18 protein-coding genes are annotated in these 15,499 nt (G+C 65.6%); 13 read left to right on the top strand and 5 right to left on the bottom strand.

What is annotated here, in order from left to right:
- The first annotated feature begins 25 nt into the window (after nucleotides 1–25).
- Complete coding sequence (locus tag ACX12L_RS17240; RefSeq protein WP_459263684.1) at nucleotides 26–952, top strand: LysR substrate-binding domain-containing protein; 927 nt, start codon at nucleotides 26–28, stop codon at nucleotides 950–952.
- A gap of 3 nt (nucleotides 953–955) precedes the next feature.
- On the opposite strand, the gene ACX12L_RS17235 is transcribed toward ACX12L_RS17240, so the two are convergent.
- Nucleotides 956–1,900: a LysR family transcriptional regulator gene (locus ACX12L_RS17235; RefSeq protein ID WP_459263683.1), complete on the bottom strand. Its 945-nt coding sequence runs from the start codon at nucleotides 1,898–1,900 to the stop codon at nucleotides 956–958.
- A 172-nt stretch (nucleotides 1,901–2,072) separates the two neighbouring features.
- On the opposite strand from ACX12L_RS17235, the gene ACX12L_RS17230 reads away from it, so the two are divergent.
- From ACX12L_RS17230 to ACX12L_RS17185, 10 genes are all read left to right on the top strand, one after another.
- Nucleotides 2,073–2,783: a pirin family protein gene (locus ACX12L_RS17230; RefSeq protein WP_459263682.1), complete on the top strand. Its 711-nt coding sequence runs from the start codon at nucleotides 2,073–2,075 to the stop codon at nucleotides 2,781–2,783.
- Between the two features lie 35 nt (nucleotides 2,784–2,818).
- A complete protein-coding gene (locus ACX12L_RS17225; RefSeq protein ID WP_459263681.1) occupies nucleotides 2,819–3,514 on the top strand; it encodes a hydrolase in 696 nt (231 codons plus the stop codon).
- Nucleotides 3,515–3,601: 87 nt separating this feature from the next.
- Nucleotides 3,602–3,874, top strand: coding sequence for a DUF1427 family protein (locus ACX12L_RS17220; protein WP_459263680.1), 273 nt, complete (start codon nucleotides 3,602–3,604; stop codon nucleotides 3,872–3,874).
- 142 nt (nucleotides 3,875–4,016) lie between these two features.
- Complete coding sequence (locus ACX12L_RS17215) at nucleotides 4,017–5,915, top strand: amidohydrolase (protein WP_459263679.1); 1,899 nt, start codon at nucleotides 4,017–4,019, stop codon at nucleotides 5,913–5,915.
- A gap of 15 nt (nucleotides 5,916–5,930) precedes the next feature.
- Nucleotides 5,931–6,371 carry a DoxX family protein gene (locus ACX12L_RS17210; RefSeq protein WP_459263678.1) on the top strand — a complete coding sequence of 147 codons (441 nt, stop codon included), beginning with the start codon at nucleotides 5,931–5,933 and terminating at the stop codon, nucleotides 6,369–6,371.
- Nucleotides 6,368–7,081, top strand: a complete 714-nt coding sequence (locus ACX12L_RS17205; RefSeq protein WP_459263677.1) for a YoaK family protein — start codon at nucleotides 6,368–6,370, stop codon at nucleotides 7,079–7,081. Before ACX12L_RS17210 ends, ACX12L_RS17205 begins: the two co-directional genes overlap by 4 nt.
- A gap of 8 nt (nucleotides 7,082–7,089) precedes the next feature.
- Nucleotides 7,090–7,683 (top strand): TMEM175 family protein, encoded by a 594-nt coding sequence (locus ACX12L_RS17200; RefSeq protein WP_459263676.1) that lies wholly within the window; start codon nucleotides 7,090–7,092, stop codon nucleotides 7,681–7,683.
- Between the two features lie 25 nt (nucleotides 7,684–7,708).
- Nucleotides 7,709–8,413, top strand: a complete 705-nt coding sequence (locus ACX12L_RS17195; RefSeq protein WP_459263675.1) for a YoaK family protein — start codon at nucleotides 7,709–7,711, stop codon at nucleotides 8,411–8,413.
- Between the two features lie 69 nt (nucleotides 8,414–8,482).
- Nucleotides 8,483–9,082 (top strand): NAD(P)H:quinone oxidoreductase, encoded by a 600-nt coding sequence (wrbA, locus tag ACX12L_RS17190; protein WP_459263674.1) that lies wholly within the window; start codon nucleotides 8,483–8,485, stop codon nucleotides 9,080–9,082.
- Between the two features lie 14 nt (nucleotides 9,083–9,096).
- The gene (locus ACX12L_RS17185; RefSeq protein WP_459263673.1) at nucleotides 9,097–9,321 is read left to right on the top strand and encodes a hypothetical protein; all 225 of its coding nucleotides are present in this window, start codon (nucleotides 9,097–9,099) and stop codon (nucleotides 9,319–9,321) included.
- Between the two features lie 11 nt (nucleotides 9,322–9,332).
- Here the strand turns inward: ACX12L_RS17185 and ACX12L_RS17180 are convergent, their stop codons facing one another.
- Nucleotides 9,333–10,364, bottom strand: coding sequence for a patatin-like phospholipase family protein (locus tag ACX12L_RS17180; RefSeq protein ID WP_459263672.1), 1,032 nt, complete (start codon nucleotides 10,362–10,364; stop codon nucleotides 9,333–9,335).
- Nucleotides 10,365–10,538: 174 nt separating this feature from the next.
- Nucleotides 10,539–11,630, bottom strand: coding sequence for a tartrate dehydrogenase (locus ACX12L_RS17175; RefSeq protein ID WP_459263671.1), 1,092 nt, complete (start codon nucleotides 11,628–11,630; stop codon nucleotides 10,539–10,541).
- A gap of 40 nt (nucleotides 11,631–11,670) precedes the next feature.
- Here ACX12L_RS17175 and ACX12L_RS17170 point away from each other — a divergent pair, with 40 nt between their 5' ends.
- Nucleotides 11,671–12,663, top strand: a complete 993-nt coding sequence (locus ACX12L_RS17170; protein ID WP_459263670.1) for a LysR family transcriptional regulator — start codon at nucleotides 11,671–11,673, stop codon at nucleotides 12,661–12,663.
- A 182-nt stretch (nucleotides 12,664–12,845) separates the two neighbouring features.
- Here the strand turns inward: ACX12L_RS17170 and ACX12L_RS17165 are convergent, their stop codons facing one another.
- Nucleotides 12,846–13,757 carry a bifunctional GNAT family N-acetyltransferase/nucleoside diphosphate kinase regulator gene (locus ACX12L_RS17165; RefSeq protein ID WP_459263748.1) on the bottom strand — a complete coding sequence of 304 codons (912 nt, stop codon included), beginning with the start codon at nucleotides 13,755–13,757 and terminating at the stop codon, nucleotides 12,846–12,848.
- A 473-nt stretch (nucleotides 13,758–14,230) separates the two neighbouring features.
- On the opposite strand from ACX12L_RS17165, the gene ACX12L_RS17160 reads away from it, so the two are divergent.
- On the top strand, nucleotides 14,231–14,488 hold the full coding sequence (locus ACX12L_RS17160; protein ID WP_256376569.1) for a helix-turn-helix domain-containing protein: 258 nt from the start codon (nucleotides 14,231–14,233) through the stop codon (nucleotides 14,486–14,488).
- A gap of 80 nt (nucleotides 14,489–14,568) precedes the next feature.
- Here ACX12L_RS17160 and ACX12L_RS17155 read toward each other — a convergent pair whose 3' ends face one another.
- Nucleotides 14,569–15,210 carry a substrate-binding domain-containing protein gene (locus ACX12L_RS17155; RefSeq protein ID WP_172206892.1) on the bottom strand — a complete coding sequence of 214 codons (642 nt, stop codon included), beginning with the start codon at nucleotides 15,208–15,210 and terminating at the stop codon, nucleotides 14,569–14,571.
- Nucleotides 15,211–15,499 lie beyond the last annotated feature (289 nt).

Raw genomic sequence — 15,499 nt, 5'->3', positions numbered from 1 at the left:
AGCCCCTGCGACGAAAGGCCCGGCGATGGCACAGATAGACCGCGTACTGCGCAGCAACCTCAAGCTGCGCCACCTGCAGATGCTGGTGGCGCTGGACCAGTTCCGCCACCTGGGGCGGGCGGCGGAATTCCTGTCGGTCACGCAGCCGGCCGTCTCCAAGACGCTGGCCGAGATCGAGTCCATGTTCGGCCTGCCGCTGTTCGAGCGCTCCACGCGCGGCACCGAGCCCACGGCCGCGGGCGCGAGCGTGGTGCGCTTCGCGCGCTCGGTGCTGGCCGGCTACGACCGCACGCGCGACGAGATCGCCGCCGAGGCCAGCGGCGCCAGCGGGCGCACCAGCGTGGGCGCCATGGTGTCGGCCACGCCCGTGCTGCTGGCGCAGGCCGTGCAGCGGCTCAAGGCGCGCTCGCACCGCACCACGGTGCTCATCGAGGAGGGCGACCTCGCGCGCCTTCTGCCCAAGCTGCGCCTGGGCGAGCTCGACCTGTTCGTGGGCCGCCTGGAGCCCGGCTACGCCTCGCCCGACCTGGAGACCGAGCCGCTCTACGAGGACCCCATGGTGGCCGTGGCGCAGCCCGGCCACGCGCTCGCGCGCAGGCGCGCCGTGCAGTGGGCCGACCTGGCCGGGCAGCCCTGCGTGATGCCCCCGCCCTGGGCCTCGCTGCGCGTGAAGCTGGAGCAGCAGTTCTTCGCCCACGGCCTGCACCCGCCGGCGGACATCGTCGAATCGGCCTCGTTCCTGTCGCAGATCACCTTCCTGCACCAGCGCGGCGCCGTGGCCTTCATGGCGCGCACGGTGGCGCGGCATTTCGCGCAGCAGGGCATGCTGGCGGTGCTGAGGCTGCCCGTGCAGGTCGCGCTCCCGCCCGTGGGGCTGATCACGCTGCGCGGGCAGCGGGTGACGCCGGTGACGGGGTTGCTGGTGGAGTGTTTGAGGGAGGCGGCACCTTAAGTCCTAGCCGGGCTGCAGAGGCCCCACCAGCTCCGCCACGCCGGCCCATGGTTCGCTGGCGAAGGACCGGACCAGATGCTCGATCAGGGCCTGCACGCGCGCAGGGCGGGCGCGGCCCGGCGGGGTCAGGATATGCAGTGCGATGGGCTCCACCTGCCAGTCTTCCATCACCGCTTCCAGTGTGCCTGCCTGTAGTTCCTGCCAAACCAGGAAGGTAGGCTGCAGCGCCACGCCGAGTCCTGCCAGCAGCGCGGGGGTCAATGCGTCGGCATTGTTGGCCTGCATCTGCACCGCCATCGACTGGGTGAACTCGCCGTGCTGCGCATGCTTGAAACGCCAATGGGTGCCGCTGTTCTGGTAGCTGTACTGCAGCGCCTTGTGGTGGGCCAGGTCGCTGGGGTGGCGCGGCCGGCCGTGGCGCTCGAAGTAGGCTGGCGAGCCCACGAGCACGATCCGCACCTTGCACAACTGGCGCGCCAGCAGGCTGGAATCCACCAGGTTGGCGATGCGCAGGGTCAGGTCGAAGCGGTCGCCCACCAGATCCACCTGCTTGTCGTTGAAATGCACGTCCAGCTCCACGTCGGGATGGGCCTGCAGAAAGCCGGGCAGCGCCGGCGCCAGCCGCGCGAGGCCGAAGGACATAGGGGCGGACAGGCGTATCACGCCGCGCAGGCTGGTGGACTGCTCGGCCACTTCGGCCTCCACGGCCAGGCCCTCTTCGAGGATGCGCGAGGCGCGCTCCAGCGCCGCATGGCCGTTGGTGGTCAGCGACATGCGGCGCGAGGTGCGGTGGAACAGCGTGGTCTTCATGCGTGCTTCCAGCCGCGAGACAGCCTTGGACACCGTGGCCTGCGACAGCGAAAACTCGGCCGCGGTGCGTGCGAACGAACCGGTTTCCGCGACCTTGGCAAAGATCGCCCACGCTTCCAGGTCTGGCAGTTTGTTCATGGCGTTGGTAGGTCGGAACCGCTATAGGACATACCCGCAATATGCCAGCGCAAGAGGCTATCCGTGCATGTCAAAAACGGAAAGGATGGAATTCCATTCTTTGTCTTCTCAGCGTGATCACCGGTTTCTAGACTGGCTCCATCGTCATCAACGCGTCCCGCAGGAGCAGACCATGATCGAACGCCGTCCTTTGGCAAGCCTGGGTGCCGCCCACCACGGCTGGCTCGACGCCAGGCACCATTTCTCCTTTGCCGAGTACCACGACCCCGAGCGCGTGCACTGGAGTGCACTGCGGGTGTGGAACGACGACGCCATCGCGCCGGGCTCGGGCTTTCCGCCGCACCCGCATGCCGACATGGAAATCATCACCTATGTGCGCGAAGGCGCCATCACCCACCGCGACAACCTGGGCAACCAGGGCCGGATCGTGGCCGGCGACGTGCAGGTGATGAGCGCGGGCACCGGCATACGCCACTCCGAATTCAATCTCGAGCCCGACGTCACGCGCATCTTCCAGATCTGGATCCTGCCGGACCAGCGTGGCCAGCGGCCCGCCTGGGGCACCAAGCCCTTTCCCAAGGGCGAGCGCGCGGGCCGCTTCGTGACGCTGGCCAGCGGTGCAGGCGGCGACGAGGATGCCCTGCCCATCCGTGCCGATGCGCGCGTGCTGGGCGCCACGCTCAAGGCCGGCGAGAGCTCCGAATACCAGTTCGCCTCGGGCGACCGTTATGGCTACCTGGTACTCGCCAAGGGCCGTGCCGAAGTCAATGGCGTGATGCTGGATGCCCGTGACGGCGCGGCTGTGCATGCCGAAAAAAGCCTGCGCATCACCGCGAGCGAAGACACCGAGATCGTGCTGGTCGATGCCGGCGCGGTGCACTGATCTTTCCCTTTCCACCCCCAATCAAGGAGTTCACCATGCCCAAAAGCAAGTACACCGAAGTTCTGACCCCCCAGAACAGCCAGATCATCTTTATCGACCAGCAGCCGCAGATGGCTTTTGGCGTGCAGTCCATCGACCGCCAGACGCTGAAGAACAACGTCGTGGGCCTGGCCAAGGCGGCCAAGGTCTTCGAAATCCCGGCCACCATCACCACGGTGGAGACCGAGGGTTTCTCGGGGCACAGCTATCCCGAACTGCTGGGTGTGTTCCCCGAGAACAAGATCCTCGAGCGTAGCTCGATGAACTCCTGGGACGATCAGAATGTGCGCGATGCACTGGCCGCCGGTGCCGCCCAGGGCCGCAAGAAGATCGTCGTGTCGGGCCTGTGGACCGAGGTCTGCAACCTGGGCTTCGCGTTGTCGTGCATGCATGACACCGACTACGAGATCTACATGGTGTCCGATGCCTCGGGTGGCACCTCGCTCGAAGCGCACGAGCGCGCCATGGACCGCATGGTGCAGGCCGGCGTGGTGCCCGTGACCTGGCAGCAGGTGATGCTGGAATGGCAGCGCGACTGGGCGCGCAAGAGCACCTACGACGCGGTGATGGACATCGTGCGCGAGCACTCCGGCGCCTACGGCATGGGCGTGGACTATGCCTACACCATGGTGCACAAGGCTCCCGAGCGCGTGCAGCACGGCGAGCGCATCGGCCCCAATCCGGCCAGGTAATAAGGCTCGGCCATCCATCCCAGGGTCTGCGCGGCGTACGTCGCCAAGCCTTGGGCTACATCCATTTCCAGACCCGCGGAGCGGATCATGAAACTCTATGCGATGTCAATCGGCGCTGGCCTGCTGGTCGGCGTCATCTACAGCCTGCTGAACGTGCGCTCACCCGCACCGCCGCTCATCGCCTTGCTGGGGTTGCTGGGCATGCTGGTGGGTGAACAGGTCATTCCGGTGGGCAAGCAGCTGCTGAGCGGCAGTGCCTTCAGCACCGCTTGCAATGAGACCCGGGCTACCGCTTCCGTGCTGGGCCAATTGCCTGGCCGGCAGGCAGCCGACAAGCCGGCTGGAGACCAGCAGGCCTGACCGTACGGTCCAGGCACCGGCTTTCCATGAAAGAAAACGCATGACATCCCGTCGAGACATCCTGGGCGCCGCGACGACGCTGGCGCTGGGTGGCTTACTGGGGCGCAACGCCTCCGCAATCGATCACCAAGGAGCATCTTCCATGTCCGATCCCCATCCCGACGCCATCTTTTTCAACGGCCAGGTCACCACGCTGGACCGCAGCAAGCCCGTGGCCAGCGCTGTGGCCGTCAAGGCCGGCCGCTTCGTCGCCGTAGGCGACGACCAGGAAGTCCTGGCGCTGGCGGGCGACCGCACCCGGCGTATCGACCTGCAGCGCAAGAGCGTGCTGCCCGGCCTGTTCGACAACCACACGCATGTGGTGCGCGGCGGCCTCAACTACAACATGGAACTGCGCTGGGACGGCGTGCGCTCGCTGGTCGATGCGCTCGATATGCTCAAGCGCCAGGTGGCCATCACCCCGGCACCGCAATGGGTGCGCGTGGTGGGCGGCTTCACCGAGCACCAGTTCGTTGAAAAGCGTCTGCCCACGCTGCAAGAGATCAACGCCATCGCACCTGATACGCCGGTGTTCCTGCTGCACCTGTACGACCGCGCACTGCTCAATGCTGCCGCGCTGCGCGCTGTGGGCTACACCAAGGGCACCCAAGCGCCTCCGGGCGGTGAGATCGTGCGCGACTCCAGCGGCAGTCCCACCGGGCTGCTGCTGGCCAAGCCCAATGCTGCCATCCTCTATGCGACCCTGGCCAAGGGCCCTAAGCTGCCGCTGGACTACCAGATCAACTCCACGCGCCATTTCATGCGCGAGCTCAATCGCCTGGGGGTGACCGGCGTGATCGACGCGGGCGGGGGCTTTCAGAACTATCCCGAAGACTACGAGGTGATCCAGAAGCTGGCCGAGGCCAACCAGATCACCGTGCGCCTGGCCTACAACCTGTTCACGCAAAAGCCCAAGCAGGAGAAAGAGGACTTCCTGAACTGGACCAGATCGGTCAAGTACAAGCAGGGCGACGACTACTTCCGCCACAACGGCGCGGGCGAGATGCTGGTGTACTCGGCGGCCGACTTCGAGGACTTCCGCGTGGAGCGCCCCGACATGCCGCCGCAGATGGAAGGCGAGCTCGAAGAAGTGGTGCGCGTGCTGGTGCAAAACCAATGGCCCTGGCGCCTGCATGCCACCTATGACGAAACCATTTCGCGTGCGCTTGATGTGTTCGAGAGGGTTCACCGCGACACGCCGCTCACGGGCATCAACTGGTTCTTCGATCACGCCGAGACCATTTCCGACCGGTCGATCGACCGCATCGCGGCGCTGGGCGGCGGCGTTGCCGTGCAGCACCGCATGGCCTACCAGGGCGAGTACTTCATCGAGCGCTACGGCGCGCGCGCTGCCGAAGCCACGCCACCCATCAAGCGCATTCTGGAAAAAGGCGTCAAGGTCTCGGCGGGCACCGACGCCACGCGTGTCGCTTCCTATAACCCCTGGGTTTCGCTGTCGTGGATGATCACCGGTAAGACGCTGGGCGGCACGCAGATGTACCCGCAGCGCAATCTGCTCGATCGCGAGACGGCCCTGCGCATGTGGACGGAAAACGTGGCTTGGTTCAGCAACGAGGAAGGCTTGCGTGGCCGCATTGCCGTGGGCCAGCTGGCCGACTTCATCGTGCCGAGCAAGGACTTCTTCAAGGTGCCCGAGGACGAGATTTCCTTCCTGACTTCGCACCTCACGGTCGTCGGCGGCCGCGTGGTCTACGGCGAAGGCGAGTTTGCCCGGCATGACGACAACCCGCTGCCGCCGCCCATGCCCGACTGGTCGCCCACCAAGCTGTTTGGCGGCTATGCGGCCTGGGGCGAACCGGAAGGCGCGGGCAAGAACTCGCTGAACCCGGCCCGCTACCGCAACCTGGCCGCCGCCTGCGGCTGCGGCACGAGTTGCGGGCTGCACGGACACCAGCATGCCGATGCTTGGGCGTCGAGCGTGCCGTCCTCCGATCCGAAGAGCTTCTTTGGCGCTCTGGGCTGCTCTTGCTGGATGGCTTGAGGCAGGGGCGCTGCGATGACCGGCATCCACATGGAGAGCCGTCTGACGGCGATGGCCTGCCCCATCTTCGGCAGTGCCGCTATGCGCTTCGTGGCCTACCTGGGCCTGTGCGCGGCCTATCTGCAGGGCGGGCTGGTCAAGCTCACCGACTTCCCTGGCATCATCGGCGAGATGCAGCATTTCGGCCTGGCACCGGCGCCCGTGTTCGCGGTGCTGGTGATAGCACTGGAACTGGGCGCCTCGGCGCTGATACTGGGCGGGTGGCTGCGCTGGCTGGGCGCTCTGGCCCTGGCCGGCTTCACCTTGCTGGCCACGCTGCTGGTGCTGCGCTTTTGGGAGTTGCCCGCGGGCCAGGAGCGCTTCATGGCGGCCAATTCCTTTTTCGAGCATATGGGCCTGGTCGGCGGATTTCTGCTTGTGGCCTGGCTGGACCTGCGGGAAAAGGAGGCTGTATGACGGCTGCCAACAATGTGTCGCCGGCTGGGGGGCAGGTCACGGGGCTCTGGGCGCAGTGTCGCGCGCCCGTGCTGCTCACCATCGTGGGAGGTGCCATCGACACCATAGGCTTCATCGCGCTGCTGGGCTTTTTCACCGCCCATGTGACTGGCAACCTGGTGCTGGCCGGCGCCGTTTTCGTCAAGGGCGGGGCGGGCCTGTGGATCAAGCTCGGTGCGATCCCGCTGTTCATCGCCACGGTCATGCTCACCAAGATGTGGATCGATCGCTGCAGCCAGTCCCATAAGACGCTGGGCTGGCTGTTCGTGGCCGAGGCTGTGTTCCTCACAGGCTTCATGCTCGCGGGCCTGCAGTTGGAGCCGTTCCGCGACCCCAATGCCGGTGCGCTGGCGCTGACCGGCGGTCTGGGCCTGATGGCACTGGCGATCCGCAACACGGCCAGCAAGACGCTGATCAAGCACATCAGCCCCAGCACCATGATGACGGGCAATACCACGCAGTTCGGCATCGACCTCTCCAACTATGTGCGCCAGCCCGGCCGCGAGCAGGGCCAGGCCCTGTTCAAGAGCGGCAGTGTGGTGGGTGGCTTCGTGCTGGGCGCCTTTCTGGGTGCCGTGCTCTACATGCGCTTCGGCTTCTGGAGCGTGCTGCCCTTCATGTTGGCCGTGCTGTACCTGGCCAGCCTGTCGTTTCGCAAGCAGTTCATCTGAGGCAGGCCATGAACAAGAGCCGGCTCGAATCCTTCAGCGATGGCGTCATTTCGGTGAGCCTGACGCTGATGCTGGCCCAGATCCAGCTGCCGGCCGAGTTCACCTGGAGCGGGCTGTGGAAGGAGGCGCACAGCTTCTTCGGCTATGTGCTTAGCTTCATCTATGTCGGGGTCTACTGGAGCAACCACCATCACCTGTTCCAGGTGGTCAGCGGCATTAACGGCCGGATCATGTGGGCCAACCTGAACCTGCTGTTCTGGCTGACCATGATTCCCGTCACCACGGCCTGGGCGGAGCGTTCGGAGTTCGAGGAAGTGCCTACGGCCCTGTACGCGTTCGCGCTCTTCATGTGCTCGGTCTCCTACTGGCTGTTGGCGCGCGCCATCATCGCGTCGGAAGGCAGGGGCTCGGTGCTTGCCTGCACCTTGGGCAAGGACGGCAAGGGCAAGCTCTCGCTGCTGGTCTATGCCTTGGCCGTGGCTTGCAGCTTCTGGAGCGCGTGGGCCACGTTCGCCGTGCTCACCGCGATGGCCGCGCTCTGGTTCCTGCCCGACTCGCGCATCGAAAAATACCTGACGAAGCAGGACGGCAAGCAGTCCTGACCACCCATCCTTCCCTGGAGCACCCATGCCCGAGACTCATGGCACTCCCGCCCCCTTGAGCCATCTGCTGGGCTTCAACGCCGGCTATGTGGACACGGCCGGTTTTCTGGCACTGGGTGGCCTGTTCGCCGCGCATGTGACGGGCAACTTCGTCACGCTGGGCGCGGCACTGATCCATGGCAGCGCGGGCACGGTCTCCAAGCTGCTGGCGCTGCCCATGTTCTGCGTGGCCGTGGTGCTGACACGCCTGGCCAGCAATGCCCTGGCGGCGCGGCAGCAGGCGCCCATGCGCAGCCTGATCACGGCCCAGGTGCTGATGCTGGCGCTGGCGGCGGCGCTGATGCTGGGCTTCGGCCCGTTTGCGGACGGCGATGTGTTACCCGCGTTTGCCGCCGGCATGCTGATGGTCTGTGCCATGGCCGTGCAGAACGCCATGCAGCGCATGCACCTGGCCCAACTGCCACCCTCGACGCTGATGACGGGCAATACAACTCAGGTCATGATCGATCTGGCCGATCTGTTCAAGGGCTTGCAAGGTGACGCACGCAGCGCGGCCATCGGGCGGCTGCGCAAGATGCTGCCGGCCATCATGAGCTTTGCCGTGGGCTGCGCACTGGCGGCGCTGGCCTATGTGGCCTTGGGCATGGTGTGCTTTGTGCTGCCGCCGGTGGTCGCGGCGTTGACGGTCGCTATCAGTTGGCGAGAACGCAACGGCAGCTCGATGAGGTGAGTCCGCCGGTATTCGCTTTTCAGCGTGACGCCGCTGGTTTTTAAGCGTCAATCACTAGGAGGAGTCATCATGGCCAAGGTACTGGTTCTTTATCATTCGGTGTATGGGCACATTGAAACCATGGCGTATGCCGTGGCGGAAGGTGTTCGTGAGGCCGGGGTGGAGGTTGTGGTCAAGCGGGTCCCCGAACTGGTTCCGGAGGAAATCGCAAGAAAGTCAGGCTACAAGCTGGACCAGCCCGCGCCGGTCGCAACGGTGCAGAAGTTGCCCGAATACGATGCCATCATTTTCGGTACCGGCACACGCTATGGGAACATGTCGTCGCAGATGAAGAACTTCATCGATCAGACGGGTGCCCTGTGGGCCAGCGGCGCGCTGGTGGGCAAGGTCGGCTCCGTGTTCGCGTCCAGCGCCACGCAGCATGGCGGCCAGGAATCCACCATCCTCACTTTCCACCCGGTGCTCTTGCATTTGGGCTTCGTCGTTGTCGGCCTGCCCTATGCCTTCCAGGGGCAGATGGGGGTGGGTGAAGTGATGGGTAATTCGCCCTACGGCGCTTCGACCATCGCCTCAGGCGACGGTTCGCGCCAGCCCAGCCCGGTGGAGCTCGCAGGCGCCCGCTATCAAGGCAAATATGTCGCGCAGATTGCCACGAAGCTGAAAGGCTGAGCCCTGCACAGCGCATGGCCGCCACACTGGTTCGGGGGACCATCCCCAGCGCCTGGGCCCAGGTAACGCTCAAGCAGGAGGCTGCCGCTCAGCTGAAGGCCGACGAGCGCCGCCTGCAGCGTGACGACAAGCCAGGGCGCATGGCCGCGACATCACCTGTTGCCGAGAAGGTCTACCAGGACCAGCAGGCCATCAAGGGGCAGGAAAAGGTGATTGCAGCGGACAAGGCCTCCGACTGAACAGGAGGCGCTCAGGGGATGGCGCAGGAGTCATCGAGCCTTGCCATCCCCGCCAGTTTCCGCAGGCGCGAGCGGTTGTTCAGGCAGGCCTCGCGCTGGGCGTCGAGCGCCTTTTGCTGCGCCAGGCGCGTGGCCTGCGCGCGCTCTTCCTGCACCTGGGCGATGCGTTCGCGGATCTGCGGCATGGCGGCCAGCGCGGCCTTTTCGCCCTCCACGATGGCGCTGGCGCGCTGGCTGAAGTCCACCGGGCCGATGTCCAGCACCTTGGGGCGGATGACCACGTCGGCGCGGGCCAGCTCGGCCTGGCCGAGCTTCTGGCCCATGATGGCGATGGACTGGCCCAGCGCGCCCAGCAGGTGTTCCGGTGCCTTGCCGCGCGCCTTGTTGGAGATGTCCACCGCCACCACCACGTCGGCGCCCAGCTGGCGCGCCGCATCCACGGGCACGGGGCTGACGATGCCGCCATCGACGTAGTGGTACTGGCCGATGGCCACGGGCTGGAACACGCCCGGGATGCTGCTGGATGCGCGCACCGCCTGGCCCGTGTTGCCGCGCGCGAACACGGTGCGCTCGCCGTCCTCCAGCCGCGTGGCCACGGCCACGAAGGGCTTGGCCAGCTGCTCCAGGGGCTTGCGGCGCACCTGCTCGTTCACGTAGTCCTCGAGCTTCTGGCCCTGCACCAGCCCGCCGGAGGACAGCTGCAGGTCGCGGATCCTGGCCTCGTCCAGGGCCACGGCCTTTTCCTGCAGCTCGAAGGCATTCATGCCGCTCGCATACAGCGCGCCGACCACGCTGCCCGCGCTGGTGCCCGCCACCACGGCGGGCGCCAGGCCATTGGCCTCCAGCATCTTGATGACGCCGATGTGCGCGAAGCCCTTGGCCGCGCCGCCGCCGAGGGCGATGCCGATCCTGACCGGCTCGGCCGCGGACGCCGCCGCGGCCTGCGCGGGCGCCGCGCTCTTGCCCGCCGGTGCGCTGCCGCACGCGGCCAGGCCGGCCAGGCCCAGATAAGCCAACGGGCGCCAAAGGACTGCCATGCGCATGCCAAGAGTTCCTGCATTCATCGGGGCGGGGAGTATAGGGCGGGTGCCCCGCCTGCTTGCAGGTAGTGTCGCCGCGCTGCGGAAAGTTCAATCAAAAATAGCTGCCAGCGCTTTTGCAGTAAGCGCTGGCAGCTATCGAATAAAGAGCGGACGCGGCGGCTGGTGCGCGGGGGCTCAGCCCTTGGCGACCAGGGCCGCTATGGCCTCGCCCACCTGCTGGGTGCTGGCCTGGCCGCCCAGGTCCGGCGTGCGCGGGCCGCTCCTGATGACCTCCTCGATCGCCGCCACGATGGCGTCGTGCGCCTGCCGGCCCGCGCCCTGGCCCTGGGCCAGGAAGTCCAGCATCAGCGCGCCGGACCAGATCATGGCGATGGGGTTGGCGATGTTCTTGCCGTAGATGTCGGGCGCCGAGCCGTGCACGGGCTCGAACAGGCTGGGGAAGCTGCGCTCGGGGTTCAGGTTGGCCGAAGGCGCCAGGCCGATGGTGCCGGTGGTGGCGGGGCCCAGGTCGGAGAGGATGTCGCCGAACAGGTTGGTGGCGGCCACCACGTCGAAGCGGCCCGGCTGCAGCACGAAGCGCGCGGTGAGGATGTCGATGTGCTGCTTGTCGAGCGTGACGCCGGGATACTGCCTGGCCACTTCGTCGGCGCGCTGGTCCCACCAGGGCATGCTGATGGCGATGCCGTTGCTCTTGGTGGCCAGGGTCACGTGCTTGCGCGGGCGGCTCTGCGCGAGGTCGAAGGCGAACCTGAGCAGGCGCTCGGCGCCCTTGCGCGAGTAGACCGATTCCTGGATCACGATCTCGCGGTCCGTGCCCTCGTACATGATGCCGCCCAGCGACGTGTACTCGCCCTCGGTGTTCTCGCGCACCACGTAGTAGTCGATGTCGCCGGGCTTGCGGCCGGCCAGCGGGCAGGGCACGCCCTCGAACAGGCGCACGGGGCGCAGGTTGATGTACTGGTCGAACTCGCGGCGGAACTTGAGGAGGGACCCCCACAGCGATACGTGGTCGGGCACGGTGGCGGGCCAGCCCACGGCGCCGAAGAAGATGGCGTCCATGCCTTGCAGCCGGGCCTTCCAGTCGTCCGGCATCATCTGGCCGTGCCGGGCGTAGTAGTCGCAGCTGGCCCATTCGAAGTGGTGGACGTCCAGCGCCAGGCCGAAGCGCCGGGCGGCGGCCTGCACGGCGCGCAGGCCTTCGGGCATGACTTCCTTGCCGATGCCGTCGCCGGGCAGCACGGCGATCTTGTATGTGCGTTGTTGCATGGTGGGTTCTCCAGGAAATGTTGGCCGCCATTGTTCACTGATGACGAGATCCATACAATGCGCGCTTCCGTGGTTCCACCATTCACGAACTGTGCAGAAAATACCGCCGGCCGACGACTTGCGCGTCTTCTGCACCGTGGTGCGCAAGGCGGGCTTTGCCGCGGCGGCGCAGGAGCTGGCGGCATCGCCCGCCTACGTGAGCAAGCGCATCCGCCTGCTGGAGCAGGAGCTGGGCGTGCCGCTCTTGCACCGCACCACGCGCCGCGTGGCCGTCACGGACCAGGGCGAGCGCGTGTTCCACTGGGCGCAGCGCATCCTCGACGACATGGACCAGCTCCTGCAGGAGGTGGCCGTCACGCGCCGCGAGCCGCGCGGGCTGCTGCGCGTGTCCAGCAGCTTCGGCTTCGGGCGCAACGTGGTCGCGCCCATGCTCTCGCGCCTGGTGCAGCGGCACCCGGGCCTGCAGGTGCGGCTGGAGGTGTTCGACCGCCTCGTGGACGTGGCGGGCGAGGGCTTCGACCTGGACGTGCGCGTGGGCGACGAGATCGCGCCGCACCTCATCGCGCGGCGCCTGGCCGACAACCACCGCGTGCTGTGCGCCGCGCCGGACTACCTTGCGCGCCGGGGCACGCCGCGCAGCCCGGCCGAGCTGCCCGCGCACGACTGCCTGGTCATCAAGGAGCGCGACCACCCGTTCGGCGTGTGGCGGCTGCGCGCGGGCGCCGTGGAGCAGTCGGTGAAGGTGACGGGGCCGCTGTCGGCCAACAACGGCGAGATGGTGGTGCAGTGGGCCGTGGATGGCTGCGGCATCGCGCTGCGCTCGCTCTGGGACGTGGGCGCCCACCTGGAGGCGGGGCGCCTCGTGCAGGTACTGCCCGAGTGGCGCCAGGAGGCCAACATCTGGGCCGTCTACCCCACGCCGCTGGAGCGCTCGGCCAAGGTGCGGGTGTGCGTGGAGTTCATGCAGGCGCATTTCGGCCTGCAGCGCCCGCCCGCCTCCTTGAAGGCGAGCTTCAGGCCGTCGAGCATCTGATGGTTTGCGCGAAAGCCACGGTGCGAGCCCTGTGGTGGCCGTCGCTGCAGCAAGTCGCCGGCAGGTTCGGGTCTGCATCGGAAAGGTGGGCCTGCCGCTCGGTTCGGTCGTGTACATGAGGCAGGGCTATCAGTCGCGAAGCCTGCATGCGAGATCTGCGACTGTGGCCCAGCGCAGAGAACCTACAGGTGGAAATCGCCCGCGGCTTCTGGCTGGTAAAGCACTTTCTCGATCCAGATGCGGCGGGTCCGGTCCGGAATCCGCCAGTCGATGGCATCGCCCTCCTTGTAGCCCAGGATCGCGGTACCGACGCCGGAGCAAACCGACAGTTTCCCGGCACTACCGTCCGCATCCTGCGGGTAGACCAGGTTCACTTCCATTTCCTCGTCGTCCAGATGCAGCAGGGCCTTGGAGTTCATCGTGACCACATTCCGCGCCACCTGCCGCGCATCAACGACGATGGCTCGCTCGATCTCGTGCTCCAGTTCGACCACATCCGGGCCTTGCTCCAGCGCGACCAAGTTCCTGAGCCGGGCCTGGTCGATTTCAGTAATGTAGATCTCAGAGGGGTCGCCCGCAGCGCCTTCACGCAAGCGCTGGAGATAGCGCTCCGAGGTCAAGGCATATGACTTGAGCGTGGGCGTTTCGCTGTCAAGCAGGAAGCCGCAGCGCAGGAAGGCCCTCAGCGAGCGCGTGTTGTCTGCGTGGATCTTGGCGATGAGCTTCTCGGCTCGCATGTCGAAGAAGGCGCGCTTCATGCCTTCGCGGAGGGTGCTGGCGCCGAGCTTGCGGCCCCAGTTGTCGCGGTTTCCGATGACCAGGACGATCTCGCAGTCCGGCCCCGTCTTGACGAGGCGGACGAAGCCCACTGGCTCGTCATGCCGGTCGTAAGCCATGAAGAACCGGCCGCCCTGGTTGAACAGATGGGTCAGGATCGGCAACTGGACCCGACCGATGACTTGCTCGATGAACCGGGAGACATGGCGCGAATCGCTCAGATAGCGGATGACGTTTTCGTCTTCCAGCCAGTCCATCAAATTCAGCGCGTTTGCCCGGGTGATCTCCGGGCACAGAGAAATGAAAGGCTTGCTCATCTTCACCACACTTGGTTGCAAGAATGAAAGCCTTTCATGGCCAAGGCCATGACGGTTCTTTCGACAGAGCGCCCATTCTAAGGCGGTGCGCGCGGGCGGGGAAGTTCGATGCCCTGCTGCAACCGTACGTTGCGTGCCGCAGATATTCAGCGACATTCGTGACTGCTTGCCCAGCCTTGCTGCCCTTGGCCGAGACGAATAACGACAACCTGTTGGAGTCCCCCAGGTTGTATATCTTGCAATGGAGCGGGCGATGGGAACTACTCTAAGCATCCAACCCATTGATTAACAACAGGTTTTTCGGGTTCAGTTGCCAGATTAGGGCCAGCAATTGTACCATTTGCCCGCCCTCGATGACATAGCAGCGTCTACTGTGGCCCACTGACAAGCACGGAAAGCCAGTGAGATGATTTCTTAAGCGGCTGACGGTCCATTCGCTCGCGCTGAGACCTTTTCGCTGTCATACCTATCCATTGCAGCACGGTAGCCGAGCAGACGTACGTCAGCTGACTCCCATCTTCAAGACCGAGCTGAACATGACGCCGGCCGCCTACATCGAATCGGTGCGCGTGGAGATGGCGCGCAACCGGCTGGAGACCACCGATGAGCCGCTCGACCGCATCGCCACGGCCTGCGGCTTCAACACCACCGACACGCTCAACCGCGCCATTCGCAGGAAGCTGAACACCACGCCGGCCGAATACCGCAGTAGGTTCCGCACCGCCTGCTGAGCCCGGGCACTTCGCCTGTGCGGCCGCTGGGGTTTGTGTGACGCGGGCGCACCATGCGTCAGCCAACAAGCCAGGAGAGACTAGCCTGCGGCAGTGGCTGCAATCTGTAGCGCTCTGCGCTCGAACCGCTCAGCCACCGGGTCTGCTCGTCCGCTGGGCCGCTGCAGGTGCGTCACGATTTCGTAGGGGCCGTCAGCAAGCGGTCGCATAGTGATCCCCCATCCATGACCATGTTCGATGCGCGATTGGGCGGATACCCCGACGCCGTAGCCGGCCGCAACCCATAGCGCCATCATCTCGAATGAAGTCACCCGCTGGATGTTCTCTTGGTCCAGAGGCATGAGGGAGGCCAACCTCTCATCCAGCAGGGGGCAAGCCTCGGCCTGCCAGCGATAAATGGGGTAATCCTGGAGATCGGCGATGGTGAGCTTCGCCTTGTCAAGTAAGTGAGACCGCGGCGGCATGGCAACGGCCATGTTCTCGGTCCACAAGGGTTGCGTTCTGAGGGTCGGATCGCTGAACCGCTGAAGCGAAATCCCTACGTCGTAGCAGCCTTCACGAAGTCCCTCAAGCAGATCGTCGCCTGCAACCTCAAAAAACGTGAGTGTGACGTCTGGTTCTTCCGCGCGTTGCCGTGCGAGAAGCGCCGAAAGTTGTGATGACGGTACGCCCGGCGCTACCGCAAGCCTGAGACGGGGAGGCGGGCTGGTGGCGTCGTGCATAAGAGCCCCCAAGAAGAGAATTTATCGTTTTCTGTTAAAAGCCGGAATGGCGAAGCACGTAAAGCCGCGCCAATCCTTGCTTTCGCTGATTTCCCAATTTCCGTTAAATCCCGGAATGGGGTCGAAATTTCCGTTAAAGCTGAACTGACCGGAGGGCCAGTTTGAACCGCCCCGGCTTTCAAGGAGGCCGATTGGTTTAAGTTGACACCTCTGTCGAGGTGTCGCTGACGGCGAGTTGCCTCCAGTAGTTTGCCTCAGCTTCTGCCGGAGGGATGCCCCCAATCGGCGT

This window comes from Alicycliphilus sp. T452, from assembly GCF_054512775.1.
This window is presented reverse-complemented; position numbering and strand designations above follow the sequence as displayed.